18 protein-coding genes are annotated in these 23,638 nt (G+C 53.8%); 13 read left to right on the plus strand and 5 right to left on the minus strand.

Annotated features, from left to right (window positions below):
* The first annotated feature begins 52 nt into the window (after positions 1–52).
* From ACFFLD_RS11970 to ACFFLD_RS11995, 6 genes are all read left to right on the plus strand, one after another.
* Positions 53–544: a helix-hairpin-helix domain-containing protein gene (locus ACFFLD_RS11970; protein WP_386040904.1), complete on the plus strand. Its 492-nt coding sequence runs from the start codon at positions 53–55 to the stop codon at positions 542–544.
* Positions 545–830: 286 nt separating this feature from the next.
* Complete coding sequence (locus tag ACFFLD_RS11975) at positions 831–2,087, plus strand: DEAD/DEAH box helicase (protein WP_386040906.1); 1,257 nt, start codon at positions 831–833, stop codon at positions 2,085–2,087.
* Between the two features lie 101 nt (positions 2,088–2,188).
* Positions 2,189–2,692 carry a hypothetical protein gene (locus ACFFLD_RS11980; protein ID WP_386040908.1) on the plus strand — a complete coding sequence of 168 codons (504 nt, stop codon included), beginning with the start codon at positions 2,189–2,191 and terminating at the stop codon, positions 2,690–2,692.
* An 8-nt stretch (positions 2,693–2,700) separates the two neighbouring features.
* Complete coding sequence (locus tag ACFFLD_RS11985; protein ID WP_386040910.1) at positions 2,701–3,912, plus strand: MFS transporter; 1,212 nt, start codon at positions 2,701–2,703, stop codon at positions 3,910–3,912.
* 27 nt (positions 3,913–3,939) lie between these two features.
* The gene (locus ACFFLD_RS11990; protein ID WP_386040912.1) at positions 3,940–5,016 is read left to right on the plus strand and encodes an asparaginase; all 1,077 of its coding nucleotides are present in this window, start codon (positions 3,940–3,942) and stop codon (positions 5,014–5,016) included.
* A gap of 88 nt (positions 5,017–5,104) precedes the next feature.
* Positions 5,105–5,344 (plus strand): DUF2789 domain-containing protein, encoded by a 240-nt coding sequence (locus tag ACFFLD_RS11995; protein WP_386040914.1) that lies wholly within the window; start codon positions 5,105–5,107, stop codon positions 5,342–5,344.
* Positions 5,345–5,375: 31 nt separating this feature from the next.
* Here ACFFLD_RS11995 and ACFFLD_RS12000 read toward each other — a convergent pair whose 3' ends face one another.
* Entirely contained in the window at positions 5,376–5,804 is a 429-nt protein-coding gene (locus tag ACFFLD_RS12000) for an SRPBCC family protein (protein WP_386040916.1), read from the minus strand.
* Positions 5,805–6,012: 208 nt separating this feature from the next.
* Here ACFFLD_RS12000 and queC point away from each other — a divergent pair, with 208 nt between their 5' ends.
* Genes queC through ACFFLD_RS12020 form a run of 4 tightly spaced genes read left to right on the plus strand, consistent with a single transcriptional unit; the run spans position 6,013 to position 8,466 of the window.
* Positions 6,013–6,723 (plus strand): 7-cyano-7-deazaguanine synthase QueC, encoded by a 711-nt coding sequence (gene queC, locus ACFFLD_RS12005; RefSeq protein WP_386040919.1) that lies wholly within the window; start codon positions 6,013–6,015, stop codon positions 6,721–6,723.
* Complete coding sequence (queE, locus tag ACFFLD_RS12010) at positions 6,723–7,367, plus strand: 7-carboxy-7-deazaguanine synthase (RefSeq protein WP_386040922.1); 645 nt, start codon at positions 6,723–6,725, stop codon at positions 7,365–7,367. The genes queC and queE overlap by 1 nt, the downstream gene beginning before the upstream one ends.
* Entirely contained in the window at positions 7,367–8,212 is an 846-nt protein-coding gene (locus ACFFLD_RS12015) for a 6-carboxytetrahydropterin synthase (RefSeq protein ID WP_386040924.1), read from the plus strand. Before queE ends, ACFFLD_RS12015 begins: the two co-directional genes overlap by 1 nt.
* Positions 8,209–8,466: a YkgJ family cysteine cluster protein gene (locus ACFFLD_RS12020; protein WP_386040927.1), complete on the plus strand. Its 258-nt coding sequence runs from the start codon at positions 8,209–8,211 to the stop codon at positions 8,464–8,466. Before ACFFLD_RS12015 ends, ACFFLD_RS12020 begins: the two co-directional genes overlap by 4 nt.
* A 59-nt stretch (positions 8,467–8,525) precedes the next feature.
* Here ACFFLD_RS12020 and ACFFLD_RS12025 read toward each other — a convergent pair whose 3' ends face one another.
* Both ACFFLD_RS12025 and miaE read right to left on the minus strand, forming a co-directional pair.
* Positions 8,526–12,425: an AAA family ATPase gene (locus tag ACFFLD_RS12025; protein WP_386040929.1), complete on the minus strand. Its 3,900-nt coding sequence runs from the start codon at positions 12,423–12,425 to the stop codon at positions 8,526–8,528.
* Between the two features lie 30 nt (positions 12,426–12,455).
* Positions 12,456–13,127, minus strand: a complete 672-nt coding sequence (miaE, locus tag ACFFLD_RS12030; protein ID WP_386040931.1) for a tRNA-(ms[2]io[6]A)-hydroxylase — start codon at positions 13,125–13,127, stop codon at positions 12,456–12,458.
* Between the two features lie 524 nt (positions 13,128–13,651).
* On the opposite strand from miaE, the gene acnB reads away from it, so the two are divergent.
* From acnB to ACFFLD_RS12045, 3 genes are all read left to right on the plus strand, one after another.
* Positions 13,652–16,255, plus strand: coding sequence for a bifunctional aconitate hydratase 2/2-methylisocitrate dehydratase (acnB, locus tag ACFFLD_RS12035; protein WP_386041534.1), 2,604 nt, complete (start codon positions 13,652–13,654; stop codon positions 16,253–16,255).
* Positions 16,256–16,541: 286 nt separating this feature from the next.
* Positions 16,542–17,039, plus strand: a complete 498-nt coding sequence (gene rraA, locus ACFFLD_RS12040; RefSeq protein WP_386040933.1) for a ribonuclease E activity regulator RraA — start codon at positions 16,542–16,544, stop codon at positions 17,037–17,039.
* Between the two features lie 9 nt (positions 17,040–17,048).
* Entirely contained in the window at positions 17,049–18,989 is a 1,941-nt protein-coding gene (locus ACFFLD_RS12045; RefSeq protein WP_386072468.1) for a glycerophosphodiester phosphodiesterase family protein, read from the plus strand.
* A 7-nt stretch (positions 18,990–18,996) separates the two neighbouring features.
* Here ACFFLD_RS12045 and ggt read toward each other — a convergent pair whose 3' ends face one another.
* On the minus strand, positions 18,997–20,787 hold the full coding sequence (ggt, locus tag ACFFLD_RS12050; protein WP_386040937.1) for a gamma-glutamyltransferase: 1,791 nt from the start codon (positions 20,785–20,787) through the stop codon (positions 18,997–18,999).
* 112 nt (positions 20,788–20,899) lie between these two features.
* Positions 20,900–23,275: a phosphoenolpyruvate synthase gene (gene ppsA / locus ACFFLD_RS12055; RefSeq protein ID WP_386041536.1), complete on the minus strand. Its 2,376-nt coding sequence runs from the start codon at positions 23,273–23,275 to the stop codon at positions 20,900–20,902.
* Between the last annotated feature and the right edge of the window lie 363 nt (positions 23,276–23,638).

Raw genomic sequence — 23,638 nt, forward strand, 5'->3', positions numbered from 1 at the left:
AGGTAATCAAACGGCACTAAGCGTTCTCACTAGGCTTAATAGGGATGTTCACATGAACGATGAACCGAATCAGACGGCTGCATTGCTCGCTGAGCAATTACGCGATGCGGTGGCCGAGCTTGCTCAATCAGTCAACACGCTTTTAGAAAGCCAAGCATCCGTAGCGACGCTTGAGACTGCCCTTGAGAGCCATGACATCCTGCGCGACCAGCTAACAACGTTTTCCCAAGATGACTCGGCGATAGCGGCACTTGAACGTATTGAGCTATTCATTACCCATCAGGCAGGAGATCACTATCGCCTCGTTCATGAAGAGTTTGATGAGCAGCAGCACAATCACTTTATGGCCCTTTTTGCACGCCAGCTACTCGCCCTAGACGGGGTTGGGCCAGCGACTGCTCGTCAGCTGTATGAGCAAGGCGTGTATACGCCTGACCAATTTTTTGCTCTAACGCCCAAGGAACTCTCACAGCTTTCACTACCACCTGCCAGCTTAGCCAGGTTAATTCCACTGCATGCGCATCCTCCCCACGCTGATACGTGACAGCTAAACAAGCTGAAGTTGTATAACCGTGGTACACTGCTTGGCTTATTACGGTCATATAATGCTTAGGTGTGTCCTTGTAAACCGGCTATTAGCGTATAGGCAAAGTAGCCTATACGTCTTCCCATTCATGGCCATTCACGGCTAACCAACGACCATCGCGGCACGCTAACTTATCGAGTAAATTTCGCTGCCGCGACGGTAGATCACCCCGACTTTTGAACACTAAACCTAGTGATAACACTCCTTTATTGGCAATACTTCACTAGGTGACTGCGGAGAACGCATGAGCTTTTCTGAACTTGGCCTGCACGCCGATTTGTTACGCGCTGTCACCGCGCAAGGTTATAGTCAACCTACCCCGATACAACGACAGGCCATACCCGTCGTATTAGAAGGCCGTGACATGTTAGCCAGTGCCCAAACCGGCACGGGCAAAACCGCTGGATTCACGCTGCCAATGTTGCAACGTCTAAACACCGGCAAACGTCCTGCCAAACGTCAGGTACGCGCCTTGGTGTTAACGCCTACGCGTGAGCTTGCCGCTCAAGTGGGTGAAAGCGTATCAACTTATGGTCAACATTTATCGCTGCGCTCACACATTATTTTTGGTGGCGTGGGTCAGCAACCCCAGATCGATGCACTGAAGGCCGGCCTGGACGTATTAATCGCCACGCCAGGACGCCTTCTAGACCTCCATCAGCAAGGGCATGTCGACCTATCCTGCGTTGAAATTTTAGTGCTAGATGAAGCTGATCGCATGCTGGACATGGGCTTCATTCACGACATTAAGCGCCTGCTGCGTCTGGTTCCTAAAAAACGTCAAAACCTTTTATTCTCAGCAACTTTCTCCAACGAGATTCAAACACTCGCCCAACAATTGCTGGATAACCCAGCGATGATTGAGGTGGCGCCCCGTAACACGACTGCTGAAAAAATTGAGCAGGCTATTTACCGGGTCGACCGCGAGAAAAAACGCGAACTCCTTGCACACTTAATCCAGCAACATAACTGGTTTCAAGTATTGGTGTTTACGCGAACCAAGCACGGTGCTAATCGCTTGGCTGAGCAACTATCAAAGCAAGACATACCCGCCATGGCGATTCATGGCAACAAAAGCCAAGGGGCGCGCACGCGTGCGTTAGCGGCGTTTAAAAGTGGCGAGCTGCAGGTATTAGTAGCTACCGATATCGCCGCCCGCGGTTTGGATATCAATGAACTCCCCCACGTGGTCAACTTTGATCTGCCCAATGTCGCTGAAGATTATGTCCACCGCATAGGGCGTACGGGCCGCGCTGGCAGCAATGGCGAAGCTATATCGCTGGTATGTGTCGATGAGCACGCACTACTGGGCAATATTGAGCGGCTGATCAAACAAACGCTACCCAAGCATATTGAGCCTGGCTTCGAACCCGACCCCAGCATTAAACCAGAACCTATCGAAAATGGTCGGCGCAACCAGCGCCAGCCGCGCGCTAAGCGCAAACCCGAAGGACAGAGCGCTAATACAGGTGGCGAACGCAAGCGACGCGCTCGGCGCTAGCTCGCCGGGCTGGAATATGCGAAGGTGTCGCCTTTGCATATTCCTAGCCGCTGCTTCCAGCTGGTTATGGTTAGTTACGTATAACTTTTCATGGAGTGATTATGGCGTCATCCCCCCTGATGTCTGAGTACCGCCAATGGCTGACGTTTCAACGTCAAGAGCAGCTTAGCCGCGAGCATCAAGGAATTGTGCAACGTTTAGAGGACGCTCGGGCCTCCGCTAATCAAGTTGTCCAGGCCTATCGCAGCATGGCTGAAAAGGCCTCTGTAGAAGGCGCCTGCTATCGCACGATTTTTTTACGAGAGCGTGATGAACAACACGCTCTGCCCTGCGAAGGCTGGTTATTCGTGCGCCGCGTCTTGAGTGAAGGCAACAGTAGCCGTGTGCGTGTCACGTTACTGGAAACCTTTACGCTTGAAGATGGCATTATGGCCCCAGGTGACAAGCCTGCCCGTAAGCTAACGCTGGAAATTTATGATCATTTACAAATTGATAAAGGCATGCGCACAAGCGTTAAGGTGGATTGCTTAGATACATCACAGGATTACCACTTCATTACCTTGCTTGATGCCGTTCGCGGAGATTTGCGCCCCCACCTTAAGTAAGCAATAGCATGCCACTTCAACGCTCGATTATATTTATTACACTAATGGTCATCGTGGGGCTGAATTTACGCCCCGCCATGTCATCAGTCGCCCCCTTGCTCACGCGCTTGCAGGAGAGTGAGGGTCTTTCTGCAGCCGCAGCGGGACTACTTACCACCCTCCCTGTACTGTTTCTAGGCCTCTCTGCTCCGCTGGCACCTACCCTTGCAAAGCGCATCGGTAGTGAACGAACCCTAAGCGCCGCACTACTCCTCTTGGCTGGCGGATTAATATTACGTGGCTTGCCCTTACCAGGGGTGCTATTTATCGGCTCAGCGATGGCGGGCTGTGCAATCGGCATAGCAGGCACTCTTCTGCCTGCCCTGGTTAAGCATGAACTACCCGACAGTGCCGATTTACTGACAGGGCTTTACACCATGGCGCTCTGCTTGGGGGGAGCGTTAGGTGCCGGGCTCAGTGTCCCCTTAACTCAACTGCTGGGTAGCTGGCAGGCCAGCTTGATGAGCTGGTCGCTACTGGCACTGGCGGCGCTGGTGCTATGGCACTTTCAAATGCCAAACTCGATGCAGCCCAGTACCCGCTCTCCCTCTAAAAACGGTATTTTACGTCTGCTTAAACAGCCGCTTACCTGGCAGGTTATGTTGTTCATGGGTATTCAGTCATCAATGGCGTACATCGTCTTCGGCTGGCTGCCCACCCTGCTGGTTACGCGTGGCTACAACGAGGCTGATGCGGGTTGGACCATGGCGGTATCGATCATGTGTCAGTTAGCTTCTGCACTGGCGGCCCCATGGCTCGCGCGCAGAGGACGAGATCAGCGGCCGGCTCTATTGCTAGTACTACTGTGTACCGCGCTAGGCCTTTGGCTACTGCTAATCGCTCCTGTGGGATGGAAGTGGCCCGGCGCCGCGTTTTTAGGGATTGGCCAGGGCGGCAGCTTCAGCCTGGCATTAAGTTTACTGGTCTTACGCACCGCTAACTCACGACTAGCAGGGCAACTCTCGGGGCTTGTTCAGGGCGGCGGCTATACGCTGGCAGCACTTGGCCCATTTGGCGTCGGATTGCTACTCCAATCAGGCGCCAACACTGCCCATATCACCTGGTTACTAATCGCTCTCCTCGTGGTTTGTTGTGGCTTTGCGTTACTGGCTGGTCGCAATCAGCGCCTAGATGACCATAGCGGTGAACTCTTGGTATATCCCCCTAACAGCAAATACTGATCGGCAGCTTTCATATCAGCCCAGGAGATGGCTATGCCCCCCCACCCCCCATTAACCTGCAGCCTTCCAGATCAGGAACGCATCTTAGTCATTTACACCGGCGGAACTATCGGCATGCAGCAACATGCGCAGGGCCTAACGCCTGGTGGAGATTTCGCCACTCGCATGGCATCAGCCCTCAACCAGTTACCGGTTGCCCAGCAGCATGCCCTACCGGCTTATGATGTCATCAGCTACACCACGCTAATTGACTCCAGCGCCGCTACGCCGCTTACTTGGCAACAGCTGGCCCATGATATTAGTGATCAGCTAACTCGCTACGCCGGCTTCGTCATCATCCACGGTACCGATACGCTTAGCTGGACGGCTGCCAGCTTGGCGTATCAACTTCAAGGCCTAGATCGGCCAGTAGTATTAACAGGTGCCATGCGTCCACTAGAAGCAGAAGACAGCGACGCTTTGGATAATTTACAGGGCGCGCTTCAGTTCGCGGCGAACCCGGCGCTGCAGGAAGTTGCCATTTACTTTGCGGGACAATTATTGCGTGGCGCCAGGGCGATCAAACAGCACAGCTCAGCGTCAAATGCCTTTGCAAGCCCCAACTACCCTCTGCTCGGTGAACGTATAGGTGATGACTTCGTTTACTACCCCAGCCGAGGATTGGGTCTGCAGCAGCGCGGCGCTCCTCGTTTCGAGCTAGCCGACTACCGTCTTGCCAATCAAGGCGCCGTCGTACGCATTATCCTATGGCCTGGTATTTGCGCGTGGCAGCTAGACGCCTGGCTGAGTGACGTCCGCGTTAAAGGGGCATTGCTACAGCTTTGGGGAGCTGGCAACCTGCCTGACGATCCCAGCTTGCTAGGCGTACTTGCCAGGGCCAGCGGAGAGGGTAAGCTCATCGCTGCGATCAGTCAGTGCCCGCAGGGTGGCGTTCAATTAGGTGCTTATGCGGCGGGACATGGACTTAGCGATGCAGGCATCCTCTCAGGCGATGACATGACGCCTGAGGCTGCTTTCACCAAGCTAATACACTTGGTAGCTCAACCGCTTAGCTTAGAAGATCAGCGCCAGCGCTTTTTGACACCATTGGTGGGCGAACGCTAGCGTTCCGGCAAGTGTCAGCACTCGCATATGCTGAAATTCAAGCTATGTTGTAGTAAGTCGATTTCACTATTTAAAGGAGCCATACAGTATGGAACAACCAGTGCACCATTTCAGCGAACTGTTTGAGCAGCTGGGCCTTGCCTCTGACGCGGCGTCCATCGAGCGTTTTATACAGCGTAATGCTCCCCTGCCGGAAACCATGCCCCTCTCTGAAGCTCCCTGCTGGAACGAGGGACAAGCGGCTTTTTTACAAGAAGCGATAGAGGATGATGCCGATTGGGCCGAGGTAGTTGACCACCTCGATGCCACCATGCATAAACCGCACTAAATCTTCGGCTAGCTATTAATGCGTCGCGCCGCTAGCGAGGCGCATTAGCGTTTAAACGAGCCTCAACACGCTCCAGTATCTGACGACTGACTTTACCGACCAACGGTTTGGCTGCTTTGTTAACCGCTTTTTCCATAAAGCGATTACCTATTTCGTAACTCAACGTTAGCGCTACTTCCGTTCCCTCCGGCACTTCGCGAAGACGATATCGCCCCTGGTTTTTTACCCCTTCCAGTGACTCCCAGGCGAGGACATGTGGCGGCTGTATCTCCGTCACCATCACGTCGAAAGACCAGTCCATACCCACAGCGCGTACGTGCCATCTATAGCGGTTCTCGCCTAACGAATCAATGGAACGAATCATGTCGGAATAATCAGCAAAATCTTCAATACGACGTAGCAACTCAAAAACGCGCTCCGGTGAAGCGTTGACAATTTCACTGTGTTCAATAGTAGCCATTGGCTTCTCTCTAACGGCGTGGATGATTAGCGTAGCATGTTGATATTAAGACTGCCCAGCAACGCTAACATGAGCGCTATAGATGCTAAAACTGGTCAGATTCACGCCGATTGCGTAAACTACCGCCTCTCCGGACCGGACCCCGGAGCGCCGCGACAGTTAACTGCTGCTTGCGATTAATAAATTCTCCGACAAAGAGTATTTTCTCATGTCATCTCCTTCCTCTATGGCGCCGAGCAGCGCCACGACCGTCGTTATCTATTCAGGCGGAATGGACTCGTTTACGGTACTTCACCGTGCACTACGTGAAGGGATAAGCGTCCACGCTCTCTCCTTCGACTACGGCCAGCGACATGCCCGCGAACTGGAGGTCGCCAGTCAGGTTTGCGCCTCTTTAGGGTTGCCTCACCAAGTAGTCGATATTCGCGCCATCCATAGTTTAATAGATAATTCAGCGCTCACCGACTCAAGCCAGCCAATGCCGCATGGTGATTATGCCAGCGATAATTTGCGTGCAACGGTGGTGCCTAACCGCAATATGATTCTGCTCTCACTGGCCATTGCCAAGGCCGTCAATATCGGTGCGGAACGAGTCGATTATGGCGCCCACGGGGGCGACCATGTGCTCTACCCGGATTGCCGCCCCGAATTCGTCGAGGCCATGAACCATGTTGCAGGCATTGCCAACTTTGAGCCTGTCACGCTTCACGCCCCCTACCTAACCTCCAGTAAAGCCGACATCCTACATGAAGGTTTAGCAATGGGTCTGGATTACCGCCAGACCTGGACGTGCTACGAAGGCCGTGAACTCGCCTGTGGGGTTTGCGGTAGCTGTCGTGAACGACTGGCTGCCTTTGCTGCGAACGGCGTTACCGACCCCCTTGCTTATAATACAGATACTGCTGTAGGCCTTAGCTGATGTATCACGTCAAAGAAGCTTTTTATACCCTTCAGGGGGAAGGCGCCCAAGCGGGTCGAGCCAGTATTTTTTGCCGTTTCAGTGGCTGTAACCTATGGTCTGGCCGAGAGGCTGATCGCAAAACGGCTAAATGTACGTTTTGTGATACCGACTTTATCGGTACCAACGGCATTAATGGTGGGAAGTTTGCTGATGCCGATAGGCTCGCCGAGCATATCGCGTCCCTTTGGCCCAACCACAGCACTGAGGCAACGCCTTATGTGGTATTTACCGGCGGCGAACCCTTACTGCAGCTGGATACCCCCCTCATAGCGGCGCTTCACCAATTAGGGTTTGAGGTGGCAGTAGAAACGAATGGAACGCTGACACCGCCACCCGGTATCGACTGGCTGTGCGTGAGCCCCAAGGGGAGCAACTCGCTCGTCATTACCCAGGGCGATGAATTGAAACTTGTGTTTCCGCAACAAGACGCACCCCCTGAGCAGTTTTCAGCTCTTGGTTTTCGGCACTTCTTTTTACAGCCGATGGACCTTGCGCCTTTACAGCAGAGCAATAACACGGTTGCTGATACTACCGCCTATTGTATGGCCCACCCGCAGTGGCGTTTATCGTTGCAAATGCACAAACTCGCAGGCTTTGATTAATGTCTTTATTCGTGATGCAACTGACCCATATCGACGTTTCCCTCTGGTGTCCAGAGCGCGGCTTGGTTGGCTGTAGTTGGCAGGTGGACGCACTGCTCGATGGCGAGTTGGGCGAGGATGGCATGCTGTTTGATTTTGGTAACGTCAAACCATGGATCAAACGCACACTCGACGCCGGGCTCGACCATACGCTGCTCGTTCCTACTCAGGCGCCAGGGGTGAACGTAAGCGAGTGCCCAGAAGGTATATGCGTGCGCACCACTTCGCCTTACCCCATGGAGGTGCGTGGCCCGCAAGAGGCGTTTAGCTTACTTCCCTGGCCAGCGATCACCCTTGACGCTGTCGCCGAACATTTGAGCCAACAGCTGACCGAGCAGCGGCCCGACAATGTCCATCGCGTTACCCTGACCCTGCATGAAGAGCACCATCAAGAAGCTGCGTATGGCTATAGCCACGGTCTGAAGCGACATACGGGTAACTGCCAGCGCATTGCGCATGGACATCGCTCTCGGCTATGTATTTGGCAGCATGAACAGCGCCAGCCTGAGCTCGAACAACAGTGGGCTACATGGCTGGATAATCGTTATCTACTTGAAGAAGCGGATATTGCCGTACGCCAAAGTGACACCCTAACGTGTCGTTATCAAGCCGCCCAAGGAGAGTTTTCTATTACCCTGCCCCAATCGCTATGTAGCGTGCTACCCGGGCCTACCACCGTGGAAAACATTGCGGCTTGGTTGGCTAACGAAGTGGCCACGAAAAGCGGCGAGACCACGCGCATTCAAGCCTTTGAGGGAATCAACAAAGGCGCATTTGCCACCTGTTCACCCAGCGCTGCACCATGAGCAACGCATGCCGGGCTGGGTGCGGCGCCTGCTGCGTTGCCCCCTCGATTAGCTCCTACATCCCCGGCATGCCGGAAGGCAAGCCGGCGGGGGTGCGCTGCGTACAGCTTGATGCAGAGAATCTCTGCCGTCTGTTTGGCGACCCTAGCCGCCCAGCAGTATGTGAGCGCTTCAATTTTGATCCAAGCGTATGTGGCGACCACCGCGAGGAAGCCCTCATCACACTGACCTGGCTTGAGCGAGATACCTGTTAACCAGTTCCCGCTTTCACCACGTCATACGGCTCCTTGACCTAGGCCTTATGAGTTCAATGTTAGCTCTCAATGCTGACGGCATGCGGCAAGCGGCGATCCAACAAGCTGATCCAACGCGTCAGCACAGGCGCGTCACTGTTGCTGACTTCACTCAATAAGCGCCTGAAGCTCTCTTTGGCATGCTGATCGCTGGGGTCAATATGCGTCAGCCATAGCTCCAGCGCCGCTAGCTCCTGATGGCGGTTACCTTGCTCGCGTGACTGGTTTATCGCCATCTCAGTCAATGCCTTAACTTCGTTGGCAGGATGACCAAGAAGATTGCGTACCTTAGCCAGCTGTGTCGCTAATTCAGGCAGAAATAGCGTGGTACGTTCCCGGGCGATCACCAAACACTGATCGAGATAATCTTCTGCGGCCTTCAATTCGCCTAGCTCAATACACGCATCGGCATACCAAAGGACGGGACGTTGATAGCGGTCACGACCATTTAGTTCTGCCATTTGATCCAGGCTGTTGCGCAGTTGGACTAAACCAGCACTGTCTCCCGCCATGGCACGCTGCCAGCCAAGAATACTCTGTGCTGAAATTTGCCAAAGCTGTAAATCTGGCGTTCCCGTCATGGCGGCTGCCCGCTCTGCGTGTCGAGCAGCCAGATGGATATGACCCAGTTGACGATAAAGCGCAGCGGCAAATAACAATGCCAATGCCAGGCTACCCGGATGGCCGATTTTCTCAGCGAGCCGAATCGCTGATGACACTTGCCGCTCGGCCCGTTGATAATCACCACGTAAACATAGTGCCCACCCTTGAAAACACGCCGCCGTGACCTGCGGATGATCAGAGAACGGCAGCCATTCGATCATCATTGGAGCGTTAAGCGGATCAATTTCATCCAGGTGATCGTGCGCTTGCTGAATGCGGCCGGCCCAATATTCGCAGTTAGCTCTAGCATAGTCTGCTAAACGGCGATAACGGGGGTCTTCAAGCCGCGCGGCGAGATCTGCAAGCGTCGACGCCAGTGCGAAGGCGTCCGCATGGGCATAACGTTGACTACGCCCCACCCAAAGGCCCCACTTGACCAGAAATATTTGTTCTAAATCTTCAGGATCTTCCAATCGATCACTGCCCGCCTCGCGCAGTAGCTCCCGAGCACGAACAAAGCTTTCGTGGGCGATCGGCGAGCCATGCCCTTCCAACGAGAACGCCGCTTGGCCGCGTACGGTGAGCAGACTCACTTCCCGCTCAACTTCATGTTCAACATGGCGCAGACTCGCCAATCCAAAATCGGCCATTCTCAGTGCGGTTCGATTGGCACTGACTTTAAGCGCTTCCCGTGAGGCCAGCTCAAAATAGCGCGCGCCGCGCGCGTAATGGCCGCTTCGGCGCAGATGGGTGGCAAAATCTCCGGGGTGGCGACTAATCCATACCGGGAAACGCTCTTCTATTAACGTGACGACCTGCTGATGCAGCGTTACGCGAACATCCCGCGGGCACGAGAGATAGGCTGCCTCTTGCAAAAGCTGGTGACTAAACTGATATTCCTGTTCGCCACTTTCTTTATCGACAGGCTCAATGATTTCCAGACCGCGCATATGCTCAAGCGCCTGGTTAAGCCGTGCTTGTTCAAACCCACTGCACTCAAGCAGAAAGTCCAACCGAAAGCGCTTACCCAGTACCGCCGCTACGTGGGCAATATAACGATCGCCCTCAAGCTGGTCGATACGGCTCGCCAGCAGGCCCAGTAACCCTTTGGGCAATTCATCAAACTGCACGCTGCGACCTTCACGACGATCCATATCCAGGCGTCGGCAGATCTCTTGCATATACAGCGGAACGCCATCGCAGCGCTCAATAATCTGGTTACGCAGTCGTGGGCTCAGGTGAATACGATAACGCCGTGATAGCTGCGACAATAACCGTGAGGATTGTGGCCCATCCAGATTACCCAAGCTAATCTGCTGATCCCAGTGCAGCTTCACAGGCAGGGACTCCCGACCATGGTGGCTCGCAACCAGCATAAAAGCAGTATTAATGGGCAAACGCGCCTGAAGCCCTGCCAATACTTTAAATGAAGGTTCATCAAGCCACTGCAAATCGTCAATCATCAACACCAGCGTATTGGTCGTCGCTTGCTGCGCAATCAAGCGGTGTAAAAACTTGACCACTAACTCGACAGCTTCACCGTTTTGAGCGAGCTGAGTAATCTCCTGCACCTCGTGCACACCAAGCGCCTCTTCCAGCAAATGCTGGCGATCAGGCGCGAGCTGATCGAAACCAAGCGTTGACTGAAGCGAGTGAAGAGCATCAACGGTCAGTGCCTGCTGGAGATACCAACTGACAAGCGTTCGTGCGACACCGTAGGGATCAAGCACCGACAAACGTGTGGTCGGCTGCCAGCAAATAGCGGCATCAAGGCTTAACTCCAACTGACGAAACCCCACCATCAGAGCCGATTTGCCCATGCCCGACGCGCCTCGTACCAAAACGCTTTGACGCAAGCCAATGCCTGCACGCGCCAGCGCATCGCGCAAGGTTCGCAGTGATGTTTCACGACCAACCAGGCTAGGCGGCAACGCGTCACGGCCGCCTTCGTTCTGACCCAGCACCAGCGCACGCAAGCGGACACGCCCATCACTGGCAACCAAACGAGATACCAGCCGAGGCTGAAGATCTAGCGCAGGCGGCATATGCTGGCTGGCCTCTTGCGAAATCACCAGCTCACTGCCTTCAGCTGCGCTCATCAATTCCAGCGAGGACTGGGTCACCTGCCCTAAAGGATCCGCCAACTGACGCTCGGGCAAATAAACCACTCGACCACTGTGCAAGCCAGCCGCCAATTCAAACTGCGGCACATCGCCCTCACCCGCCCAGTAACGAGCACTCTCTTGAGGCAACGCCTGGCGGCAATGCTCATAAAGTGCCACCAGCTCAGCTAGCTGATGAGCGGGGCCATGAGTGCCGAAACACGCCAGCCCCAAGCCACCAGTCGCCCCAGGCAACCAAAAACCACCCAGGTGATGACACTGCTGCTCTAGCCACCGCATTAACTCTAACTGCAGGGTAAGACAGTGACGTGTCGAGGCACGATCTTGCCATTCGCCTTTTAAACGTAGCCGAATAGCCATCACCGAGAGCTGGCGTAATTCAATCTCATCATCACGCAGGGGCTTACTATCGGCGGCCAAGGCACGCGAAAAGGCCCCTTGAGGGCTCATCATGCGCGGGTCATGGTGACCATCAGACCAGAAGCTTGCCAACTGGAGGAAGCTTGGCTCAGGCTGCTGTCCAGACAGTGCCAGTAGCTGTAAATAGCTATTGTACTGCTCGTGAGCAGCCGCCATCTGGTTCTGCTCGGCAAGCTGTCGTACTAGCCTCTCATGGAAAGGGCCATAGCCTGAAAAGCGGCTAACCAGGGTTTCTAAAATGGTGTCAGGCACATCGGAATGGCTCTCCAGCACCTGTTCAGCAAAACGAATGATGCGCTGACGCCACTCATTACGGACCTGTACTAACCAGCGCTGAAATTCACTGCAGTTGGACAGTTGTAGCTCTTCAATGAGGTCGCCTTGATAACACCCCATGACGTCATCAAGGGTATCTAAGTCGCGCGGCCCCTCAAGTAACTGTTGAAGAGTATGCAGGTCTACCTGCCAGGTGGCTGGTAGCTGAAAAGCAATCGTTTGCCGAGAGACACTGAGGACTTGATCGGCACTTTCACCTAGCGATTGTCGCAAACAGTGCAGCGCGTGGCGCAAGTTTGTTCTACCTGACGATAACCCCTGGTCAGGCCACAATAGCTCTGCCAACGCCGCACGATTCACTGGCTGACGGTGGAGCAGTAGGTAAACAAGCAGCGCCTTGACCTTGTCATAGCTAAAGTGGGTTAACACATCCTCGCCCTGGGTCAGCGAAAAGTGGCCAAATAGAGTCAACTGGTCTGTTTCGCGAGCATCGCGCATGATAAACATCCTGCTTTAGCTAGCAGCGGCTTATACTGGTACGCCGCTATGAAAACGAAAAGCCGTATCGGGCGAAATGATCAATTCAGCTTCGCGCGCTACAAAAAAAGCGATCCGCTCATCGATCGAATCCGGGGTCTGCTGACGGGCCAGTAATAGATAGTCCTCAAAATGACGACCCTCTGACTTCACCAACGTACGATAAAACTTGGCAAGCTCTTCATCTAGGTAAGGAATTAAGCAAGCGAAACGTTCACAGCTACGCGCTTCTATCAATGCCCCGATAATAAGTACGTCGATGAGTCGTTCGGGATCATTACTGCGCATATGGCGCCTGAGACCTTCGGCATAGCGCGAAGCGGTCAAATGACGGTAAGTCACGCTCCGGGCCTCCATGAGTGCAACCACTTGCTCAAAATGAAGCAACTCTTCTCGCGCCAACTGCGACATTTTGCTTAACAAAAGAGGCTGATCGACATAGCGATAAAGCAAGCTCATGGCCGTTGATGCGGCTTTTTTCTCACATTGTGCGTGATCAATTAACAGCGTTTCAGGATTTTCCAGTGCCCACTGTAACCATGCATCAGGGGTTGGACAGGCTAAAAACTGATGCAGACTATCTGGCAGTAAATCGTCCGCTTTTAGCGTGTGGTCCGCCATTAGCAAAACGTTCGACTGCAAAGTACCGAGTTGTATAGACATAACACCATCACCAAGCCTGTGTATTACTATTGTACAATATATTAGCGCATTACACGCTTAGCCCCTACTTCTTTCAACCCTTTCCAGCTTACGTTTGTTAATTCTAATATAAATAAGCACTTACCCATGCTCCACACATTTCGTAAGCACACCATCATCTGAATGACGTCAGGTAATGAAATAAGACTATGGTAACGCGCAGTAACAACAATCACACGTCAACACTTCAGGTTAGTTGATAAAGGCACATTAGCGTGTCTCGTTGAATGATAATGCCTTAATAAAAAGCCTTTTTTGAACTGTTTAGATCAGGCCCTCACCATAAAGTACAACGGCCCTGCTTGCTTGCCAGCTTAACATTGTCGACAGTTTGCCGTAGAATCTCAGCCATCCAACCACACGCTGTTTGTCAAGCGTATGACATAAGTGATCGGCCCCGTTGTCTAGCACTGCGCCACTAATCACGTGCGCCGTGCAGGCCGACACCATAAAGTAAATTGAGAACGTCAATGAGAGGGCCAAACGTGCTTGAAGCTTATCGCCAACATGTCGAGGAACGTGCTGCAGAGGGCGTCCCGCCCAAACCCCTAACCGCCGACCAAGTAGCGTCACTGGTTGAGCTGCTAAAAACACCCCCGGCCGGTGAAGAGGAGTTCATCCTCGATTTAATCACTAACCGTGTACCGCCGGGCGTCGACGAAGCGGCCTATGTTAAAGCTGGCTTTCTCACCGCGATTACTAAAGGTGAAGCGACATCTCCCCTGATCGACAAGATCCACGCTGTTAAACTGCTTGGCACCATGCAAGGCGGTTACAACATCGTCTCACTGGTTGAGCTGCTCGATAATGATGAGCTTGCCCGTGAAGCTGGCGAGCAGCTTAAGCACACCCTGCTGATGTTTGACGCCTTTCACGATGTCGAAACACGCGCCAAGAATGGCAACAACGTCGCTAAAGAGGTAATTCAGTCCTGGGCCGACGCCGAGTGGTTCTTGTCCAAGCCGGCTCTAGCTGAAAAAATCACCCTCAGCGTCTTTAAAGTGCCTGGTGAAACCAACACCGATGATCTTTCTCCAGCACCTGATGCCTGGTCACGTCCAGACATTCCGTTACACGCCAATGCGATGCTTAAAAACGAGCGTGACGGTATTGAACCTGTAGCACCCGGCACTACTGGACCGCTCAAGCAGATCGAAGACGTCAAGGCAAAAGGCTTCCCGGTCGTATATGTTGGCGACGTTGTGGGTACCGGCTCATCGCGTAAGTCAGCAACCAACTCGGTATTATGGTTCTTCGGCGATGATATTCCTTATGCTCCCAACAAGCGCGCTGGCGGTTTCTGCTTTGGCAGCAAAATAGCCCCTATCTTCTTCAATACGATGGAAGATTCTGGCGCCCTACCGGTTGAGATGGACGTTAGCAACCTTGGCATGGGCGATGTCATCGACGTTTACCCTTACGAAGGTAAAGTCTGCAAGCATGACAGCGATGAGGTTATCACCTCCTTTGAGCTTAAAACGCAGCTGATTCTGGATGAAGTCCGTGCTGGCGGCCGTATTCCGCTCATCATTGGCCGCGGTTTAACCGGTAAGGCACGGGAATCACTGGGCTTGCCGACATCAGACGTTTTCCGTCTTTCTGAACAGCCCAAGGACACCGGCAAAGGATTTACCCTAGCGCAGAAAATGGTGGGTAAAGCTTGTGGCTTGGAAGGCGTTCGCCCCGGCATGTACTGCGAACCCAAAATGACCACGGTAGGTTCTCAGGACACCACTGGTCCAATGACGCGTGATGAACTGAAGGACCTTGCCTGCCTCGGATTCCAGGCGGATCTGGTGATGCAGTCTTTCTGTCACACGGCCGCTTATCCTAAACCGGTTGATGTTGATACTCACCACACTCTGCCCGACTTCATCATGAACCGTGGCGGCGTGTCGCTGCGTCCCGGCGACGGTATTATCCACAGCTGGCTCAACCGGATGCTGCTGCCCGATACGGTCGGTACCGGTGGTGACTCGCACACCCGCTTCCCGCTAGGCATCTCTTTCCCGGCTGGCTCTGGCTTAGTCGCGTTCGCCGCGGCTACCGGCGTTATGCCCTTGGATATGCCCGAATCCGTACTGGTTCGCTTTAAAGGCAAACGCCAACAGGGTGTCACGCTGCGCGATCTGGTACACGCGATTCCGCTGTATGCGATCAAGCAGGGTCTGCTGACCGTCGATAAGGCTAACAAGAAAAATGCCTTTTCTGGCCGTGTGTTGGAAATCGAAGGCCTTGAAGACTTAACCGTCGAGCAGGCATTTGAGCTATCAGATGCCTCTGCCGAGCGTTCAGCCGCTGGCTGCACCATTACGCTGTCAGAAGAGAGCGTAACTGAGTACCTGAAGTCCAATATCACGCTGCTGAAGTGGATGATCAGCAACGGCTATGGCGACGAGCGAACGATTAGTCGTCGTATTGAAGGTATGGAAGCCTGGTTAGCCAACCCCAGCTTGATGCGTGCAGACCAGGATGCCGAGTACACCGAAGTTATTGAAATTGATTTAGAAGAAATCAAAGAGCCGGTGCTTTGTGCTCCCAATGACCCGGATGATGCACGCCTGTTGTCTGATGTCGCAGGTGAAAAAATCGATGAAGTGTTTATTGGTTCGTGCATGACCAATATTGGCCACTTCCGGGCAGCTGGCAAACTGCTTGAAAAACAACCTGCCGGTAGCCTGAAGACCCGGCTGTGGCTTGCACCACCTACAAAAATGGATCAGCATCAGCTGACCGAAGAAGGCTACTACGGTATTTACGGGCGTGCCGGTGCACGCATGGAAATGCCGGGATGTTCACTGTGTATGGGTAACCAGGCCCGCGTTGCCGCTAAAAGCACCGTGGTGTCTACGTCTACACGCAACTTCCCGAACCGCCTTGGCGACGGGGCCAACGTCTACCTCGCGTCTGCTGAGCTGGCGGCCGTCGCTGCCGTAGAAGGACGTCTGCCCAGTGTTGAGGAGTATCAACGCTATATGAGTGAATTTGACGCCATGGCGGGCGAGATCTATCGTTATATGAATTTCCACGAGATTGAGGAGTATCAAAAGATTGCCTCAAACGTGATTCCGGTTGCTCAGGAAGCCTGATTTCTTTCAGTGCTTAACCAAGCAAACCGCCCCATCGCCGATGCTCGCACCATCGCAGAACAAGTGACGCGTTACTTTTTCTGAGCCGATGACCGAACGCTCCGTCACTGTTTTACAGGACGGAGCGTTTTTTTATCCGCTACCGTTACGAAATCGATAAACATTAACCTAACGTTATCATGCACCTGGGCACCTAAACGTCTATGCTGGTAACACGCTTTACAACCCCAGCTGTCAGCTACCAGTATCTTTAACCACAGCACGTCTTCTCACTGAGGAACACCCAATGTCACCCTCCGCTCAGCAAGTAGTCACGCCTGATCTATGTGATGCATACCCAGAAGTCATGGTGATGGATCCCGTCTTTGCCAATGTTGGCGGTCTAGAGGCCTTTTACGGCCCCATTCGTACCATCAAATGCTTTGAAGATAATTCAATGGTCAAGCAGGCGGTTGCCGAGCCAGGGAACGGCGCAGTGCTGGTGGTCGATGCGGGTGGATCATTCCGCTGTGCCATGCTCGGGGATATGCTGGCTGAGCAAGCGGTCAGCAACGGTTGGGCCGGGGTCATAATGTATGGCTGTGTGCGCGATGTGGATATTCTGGCGACGTTGCCATTGGGCATCCAGGCGTTGGGTAGCCACCCCCGCAAGAGCGATAAGCGAGGAGAAGGACAGCGTGATATCGAGGTGACATTTGCTGGCGTTACGCTTACGTCAGGTCTATGGCTTTATGCAGATAACAACGGCATCATCGTTTCGCAGCAAGAGCTTGCGTTAACATAAGCGCCCCACTTGCCAGGCGTGGCGGTTACTGCCACCCTGGTCAATCATTCTTACTTTTTAATGACAATGCAGCCTTTAACCTTTCTTGGCTCCGCTTTATTGCGCACGCTACGCGATCATCTGCGTCCCTTGATCGCCTTTCACGTTTTTTTCACCCTTCTTGCCTCGGCGCTATTGCTCCCGGTGATTACCTGGATGTTTCGTGCGCTGCTGGCCCAGCTTAATCGCACCGTTGTCACTAACGATGAGTTGATCGCATTGCTGTTCAGCCCACAAGGATTAGTGGTGATGCTGGTCGGCCTTGGGCTCACGTTTTTGATCATCTATTGGCAGCAGGCTGGCATGCTGCAGGTAGCCGTCAGACCCCGCGACAACCATTATCGGTTGGCGCTTGAAGCCCTTTGGCTGAGTACTAAACGGCTTCCGGCGCTGGCGGGGCTAGTAGTACTTCAGGTAGGGTCTCACCTCTTGTTGCTAGCACCTTTCATGGCAGCGCTCGCCTGGCTATACAGTGTTTGGCTAAGCGGTATCGACCCTTACTACCTGCAGCGTATCCGCCCGCCTGCACTCTGGTATTTTATTGGCTGTGCGCTACCGCTGGTCATCGCCTGGATATGGGCAGCGTCCTGGCTTTACTTACGCTGGTTACTGGCGCTTCCCCTGGTAGCACTGGAACGCTGTAGCCCTTGGCAGGCACTTAAACGTAGCGTTCGCCTAACTCGCGGCTGGCGCCGCTCTATCGGCGCGGCGACGCTGCTGGTTTTGGTGCTGATAATCAGTCTGCCGCTATTGGCCACTTGGCTATTTGACGAGCTGTTTACGCCACTGCTGTGGTGGCTGCCTGAACACAACGCCGTCCTCATTCCGGCAATGCTGGCGTACCTACTGGGATATGTACTGGTCACGCTGACGATTACATTTATTGGTATTGCCACCAATGCGCTACTGACTGCTTGTCTTTATACGCAGTTAGCCCATCAGGAACCACGTCCCTCTTCGCCACCCGACCCACAGGCAGGAAAGCTTGCCTGGGCGGTAGAGTTGAGCGTATTTATGTTTGCCGGGCTTCAAGCCTGGTGGATTCTGAATAGTTTCGAAATACACGATGATGTAGCCGTTATCGCTCATCGCGGCAGTTCAATGGTGGCGCCAGAAAACACGCTAGCAGCGCTAGACCAGTCATTGCTCGATGGTGCCGACTACATTGAGATTGACGTTCGCTTGAGCAATGACCAACAGGTCATGCTTTACCACGACCGCAGCATGGCCCGTCTCACAGGCGATGATAGTGAGTTTGACGAGCTAACCCGGGCTCAGTTAAGCAACTACGATGTGGGCAGCTGGTTTGGCGATGCATTTGTGAATGAACGCATCCCTGGACTGGATGAAGCGCTTAAAAAGGTCCGTGGGAAAGCAGGTTTAATGATTGATATTAAACCATTACCAGGCCAGGAACAGACCTTGGCCAACGCTGTTATTGATACTTTAAATAGTGAAAGCGACCTTCGTTATCGCTGTTGGGCTAGCCAACAAAATGCGCTGGTGGGATATACAGCGTGCGGGTTTCCCAATGCGATTTTAGACATGCGAATGGCCACTATGTCGCCTGATTTACTGATGTATATCAAATCCCGAGCACCAGAACTAAGAGTAACTCTGCTGGCCCAGTTGATACTACCCGGCACGTTGAACCGTCGTGATTTTGACGCTCTAGGCTTGCGCCATAACCGCATCACCGAAGGGGAAGTTCGTCTAGCACGACAGTATGGTTATGAAATACATGCATGGACAGTTAACAGCCAAGCCAGGATGTCAGCGCTCATCGACCTGGGTGTCGATGCGATTATCACCGACTACCCAGATCGTTTAACCACGCTTATTCAAGATCGTCACGAGCTAAGCGATGGCGCGCTAATGCTGGTAAAACTGCGTAACTGGCTGCGTCAATAAGCGGTGCTTAATCTCCCATGACGACGCCTTCTCGGCGGGGGTCAGCGCCTCCAAACAACGTGCCATCTTCTAGGCGCATAATGGCCTGAAGCCCACTGGTCAGCTCACGCTCGCTGACCGTATGACCACGTTCACGCAACGCGCTGAGGGTCTCTTCGGGAAAGCGCCCTTCCTCGACATACACATCCCCGCCAAGGGTAATGGCATGCGGTAAATTCAGCGCCTCCTGGGCGCTCAATCCCCAGTCACGAAGCGCCACTAGCGTGCGCGCAGCGTAATGAATAATAGCCGCGCCGCCAGGTGAGCCCAAGCTTGCCACCAGCTCGCCACTTTCCTGATCAAACACCAGTGTTGGACTCATGCTGGAACGAGGACGCTTGCCGGGCTCGAGCCTGTTCGCTACTGGCTCTCCGTCTACCTCAGGTACAAACGAAAAATCCGTCAGTTCGTTATTGAGCAAAAAGCCGCCTGGAAGGCCTGTTCCACCATCTGACATGATTCTTGAGCCAAACGCCTGTTCGATAGTGGTCGTCATGGCCACAGCGTTGCCATCCTGATCCACGATACTGATATGGCTGGTACCGTACTCGGGCTGGTCGGGTTGACTTGCCCAACTGACGGTCAACTCGCCTGGGTTTCCTGGCTCGGCGCTATCGCCCATGCTCATTTCACCTATCAATTCGCTACGCTTTTCAAGGTAGGCAGGCGCCAACATCGTTGTCCAGTCGCCCCCCGGCGCCTCGACAAAGTCAGGATCGGCGATATAACGGCCACGATCGGCAAACGCCAAGCGAGAGGCTTCGAGAAACTGGTGCAGCCAGCCGCTGCTGGGGGCACCATTATCAAACGGGGCTTCCAGTAACGACAGTTGATCAAGCATGCCCAATATCTGCATGACCGTGAGGTGACCCGACGAAGGAGGCGGGAAACCGCACACTTCCCACTGTTGCCAAGGCGTACAGAGCGGCTCGCGGTCAAGCGCTTCGTAGCCATTCATATCGTCACTAGTCAAACTGCCAGGGCGCTCAGGATGCTGCTGAACCCGCTCGACAATATCCTCGGCAACTCTACCCTCGTAAAACGCATCGCTACCGCTGGCGGCCACGCGGCGAAGAGTCTCTGCCAATGCTGGATTTTTGAGTATTGCGCCTACCGCAAGGGCCTGCCCCTCTTCATCGTAATAAAACTGGCGGGCGATAGGATCCTGGCGTAACAATTCATCATTAGCCAAGCTAGCATGCAACCGGTTGCTCACCGCAAAGCCTTGCTCGGCCAAGGTGATCGCTGGCGTAAACAGCTCTGCCCAGGCCAGTGCCCCATGCTCTGCATGAGCCTTTTCTAGCATTTTCAAGGTGCCCGGCACACCGACGGAGAGCCCGCTCGCGACCGCCTCGTTAAATGCTAACGGCTCCCCGTCATGCAAAAAAAGCTCGCTGGTAACGTTATGTGGAGCGGTTTCACGGCCATCATACGCTTGTACATTGCTGCCATCGTAGTGCATCAGAAAAGCGCCGCCGCCGATCCCGCTAGACTGAGGCTCAACCAGATTGAGTACCAGCTGTACCGCAATGGCTGCATCGATAGCGTTGCCACCCGCCTTTAATACTTGATAACCGGCATCGGTTGCCAGCGGGTTAGCCGCGGCGACCGCAAACGTCTCGGCCTCCCAGCCGGGCTTCTCTTCATAGCCAGTCTCACTTTCAGGCGAAATGGAAGGCGTTTCGTAGCTAAACCCCCAGCTATACAGTGGCAGGATCAGTAGTCCTGGCAATACACACATAGCCCTTTTTAAGAACATTTTGGCGCTCTCCTGAAGAAGGTGAAATTACTAACCACTCAAGCGTAGCTTATAAAACAACAACGCCCGGCAAATATGGCCGGGCGTGTTACAACCTGAAGGATAAAGGCGCTTACTCTATGGTTTGGCCTGCCAACATAAACCACGTTTCCAATACCGCGTCAGGGTTGAGTGATACTGAGTCAATGCCTTGCTCCATCAGCCATTTCGCCAACTCGGGGTGGTCTGAGGGGCCTTGTCCGCATATACCCACATACTTGCCCTTTGCCTTACAGGCTTGAATCGCCATGGCGAGAAGTTTTTTCACTGCCTCATTACGCTCATCGAATAGGTGGGCTACGATCCCTGAATCACGATCCAGACCTAATGTTAGCTGGGTCAAATCATTTGATCCGATTGAGAAACCGTCAAAATATTCCAGAAATTCGTCGGCCAATAGCGCGTTAGCAGGCAGCTCGCACATCATGATCACTTTAAGTCCGGATGGGCCACCGCGCTCGAGACCGTTTGCCGCCAGTAGTTCTACCACTTCACGCGCTTCATCGGTAGTACGCACAAACGGCACCATGACTTCGATATTGTCTAGGCCCATCTCTTCACGTACCCGTTTCAGAGCGCGGCATTCAAGCTCAAAACAGGGCCGGAAAGCCTCTGAAATGTAGCGCGATGCGCCTCGGAAGCCCAGCATCGGGTTCTCTTCACCAGGCTCGTAGAGCTTGCCACCAATCAGGTTTTCGTACTCATTGGACTTGAAGTCAGACAGCCGCACGATCACCCGTTGGGGATGGAACGCGGCTGCCAACGTCGCGATGCCTTCGACCAGTTTATCGACATAAAAACTGACCGGATCGGCATAGCCGGCGGTACGTACATCGATCACCTGTTGCAAGTCCACCGGCAGCGTATCGTACTCAAGCAGGGCTTTAGGATGGACCCCGATCATACGGTTAATGATAAATTCAAGGCGGGCCAAACCAACACCAGCGTGCGGCAAACTGGCAAACCCGAAAGCGCGATCTGGATTGCCGACATTCATCATGATCTTGAAGGGGATTTCAGGCATGGCATCAACGCTTGATACCTTGCAGTCATACTCCAAAAGCCCTTCATAGACGTTACCGGTGTCGCCTTCAGCACAAGAGACCGTAACATCGACCCCTTCCTGTAGCTGAGTGGTCGCATCGCCGCACCCCACCACCGCAGGAATACCCAACTCGCGCGCAATAATCGCCGCGTGACAGGTACGCCCACCGCGGTTGGTGACGATAGCCGAGGCGCGCTTCATGATCGGCTCCCAATCGGGGTCCGTCATGTCGGTCACCAAGATGTCGCCATCATGGATCTTGTCCATATCATCAGGACTCAACACCACCTTCACCGTTCCCCGACCAATGCGCTGGCCAATGGCCCGACCGGTAATCAAGGTACGGCCTTTTTCACGCAGCTGGAAGCGCTCGAGCTTGCCGCCCTCCTGTTGAGAAACGACCGTTTCAGGGCGCGCCTGAACGATATAGAGTTCACCATCGTCGCCATCCAGCGCCCATTCAATATCCATGGGGCGTTGGTAATGCTCCTCAATGGTCATCGCCTGGCGCGCCAGATCCATGACCTGTTGATCAGTAATACAGAAGCGACCGCGATCTTTATGCGGCACATCGACGGTTTCGACTGATTTACCGGCGCTTGCATCCTGGCCGTAAACCATCTTGATCAGCTTGGAGCCGAGATTGCGGCGCAACACCGCGGGCCGACCAGCCGCTAACGTGGGTTTATGGACATAGAATTCGTCAGGATTCACGGCTCCTTGCACCACCGTTTCACCCAACCCCCAGGACGCGGTCACGAACACGGCATCACGAAAACCAGACTCGGTGTCCAGCGTGAACATCACACCTGAGGCACCAATTTCCGAGCGCACCATTTTTTGCACACCAGCAGATAGCGCGACATTTTCATGTGCGTAGCCACGGTGAACTCGATAGGAGATAGCACGATCATTAAACAATGACGCGAAGACTTCATGGACAGCACGCTTGATATTATCGAAGCCCTCGATATTCAAGAAGGTTTCTTGCTGGCCCGCAAAGGAGGCATCGGGCAGATCTTCAGCGGTGGCTGAACTACGCACAGCGACTTTTAGCTGGGGGTGCTGTTGCTGTAGCTGACCATAGGCCTCGCGCAGCGCAGCTTCAAACGTGGGGGGCAGCGGCGTATCGATTATCCACTGTCGAATGTTGCGGCCAGCCTCTGCCAGCGCCTTCACATCATCAACGTCTAGACGTGCCAGCGTAGCGTTGATGCGTTCATTGAGTCCTTCGTGGGAGAGAAATTCACGATAAGCGTGAGCGGTGGTGGCAAAGCCGCCGGGTACCGTCACACCAGCCCCTGCCAGATTGGATATCATTTCACCTAACGAGGCATTTTTACCACCTACGCGTTCGACGTCCGCCATGCCCAACTGATCGAACCACAGAATGTACTCTTCCACGTAACCCCCTCGCTCATAGACACCGGCATGACCACGCTCATTGTCGCTAAGACCATGATTCATGGAGCATGAATAATTCACCAGAACACCCTAGCACCCCCCTCCCATATTCGCCATTGGTCTAATAGCGAAGTAGATGGAGGATTTTTACAACAGCAACGCTTTTTTAGCTCATTGTGTAGTCAGAGGCTTATCGTCTCGTCGCGAGCTGCAACTGCGATTAACAAACCGTTAAGCAAACGGCACTCCGTCGACCTTCACTGGGTCAGTAATACCGCCAGTTGCGCAAGCTCAATGCGCGGACACGTTGTGCTAACCAACGGCTCGGCACACAATAGAGCTATCACTCACCTGTGGATTTGG

Origin of the sequence: Vreelandella sulfidaeris (assembly GCF_042429665.1) — a bacterium.
In the GTDB taxonomy this organism is placed as follows: domain Bacteria; phylum Pseudomonadota; class Gammaproteobacteria; order Pseudomonadales; family Halomonadaceae; genus Vreelandella.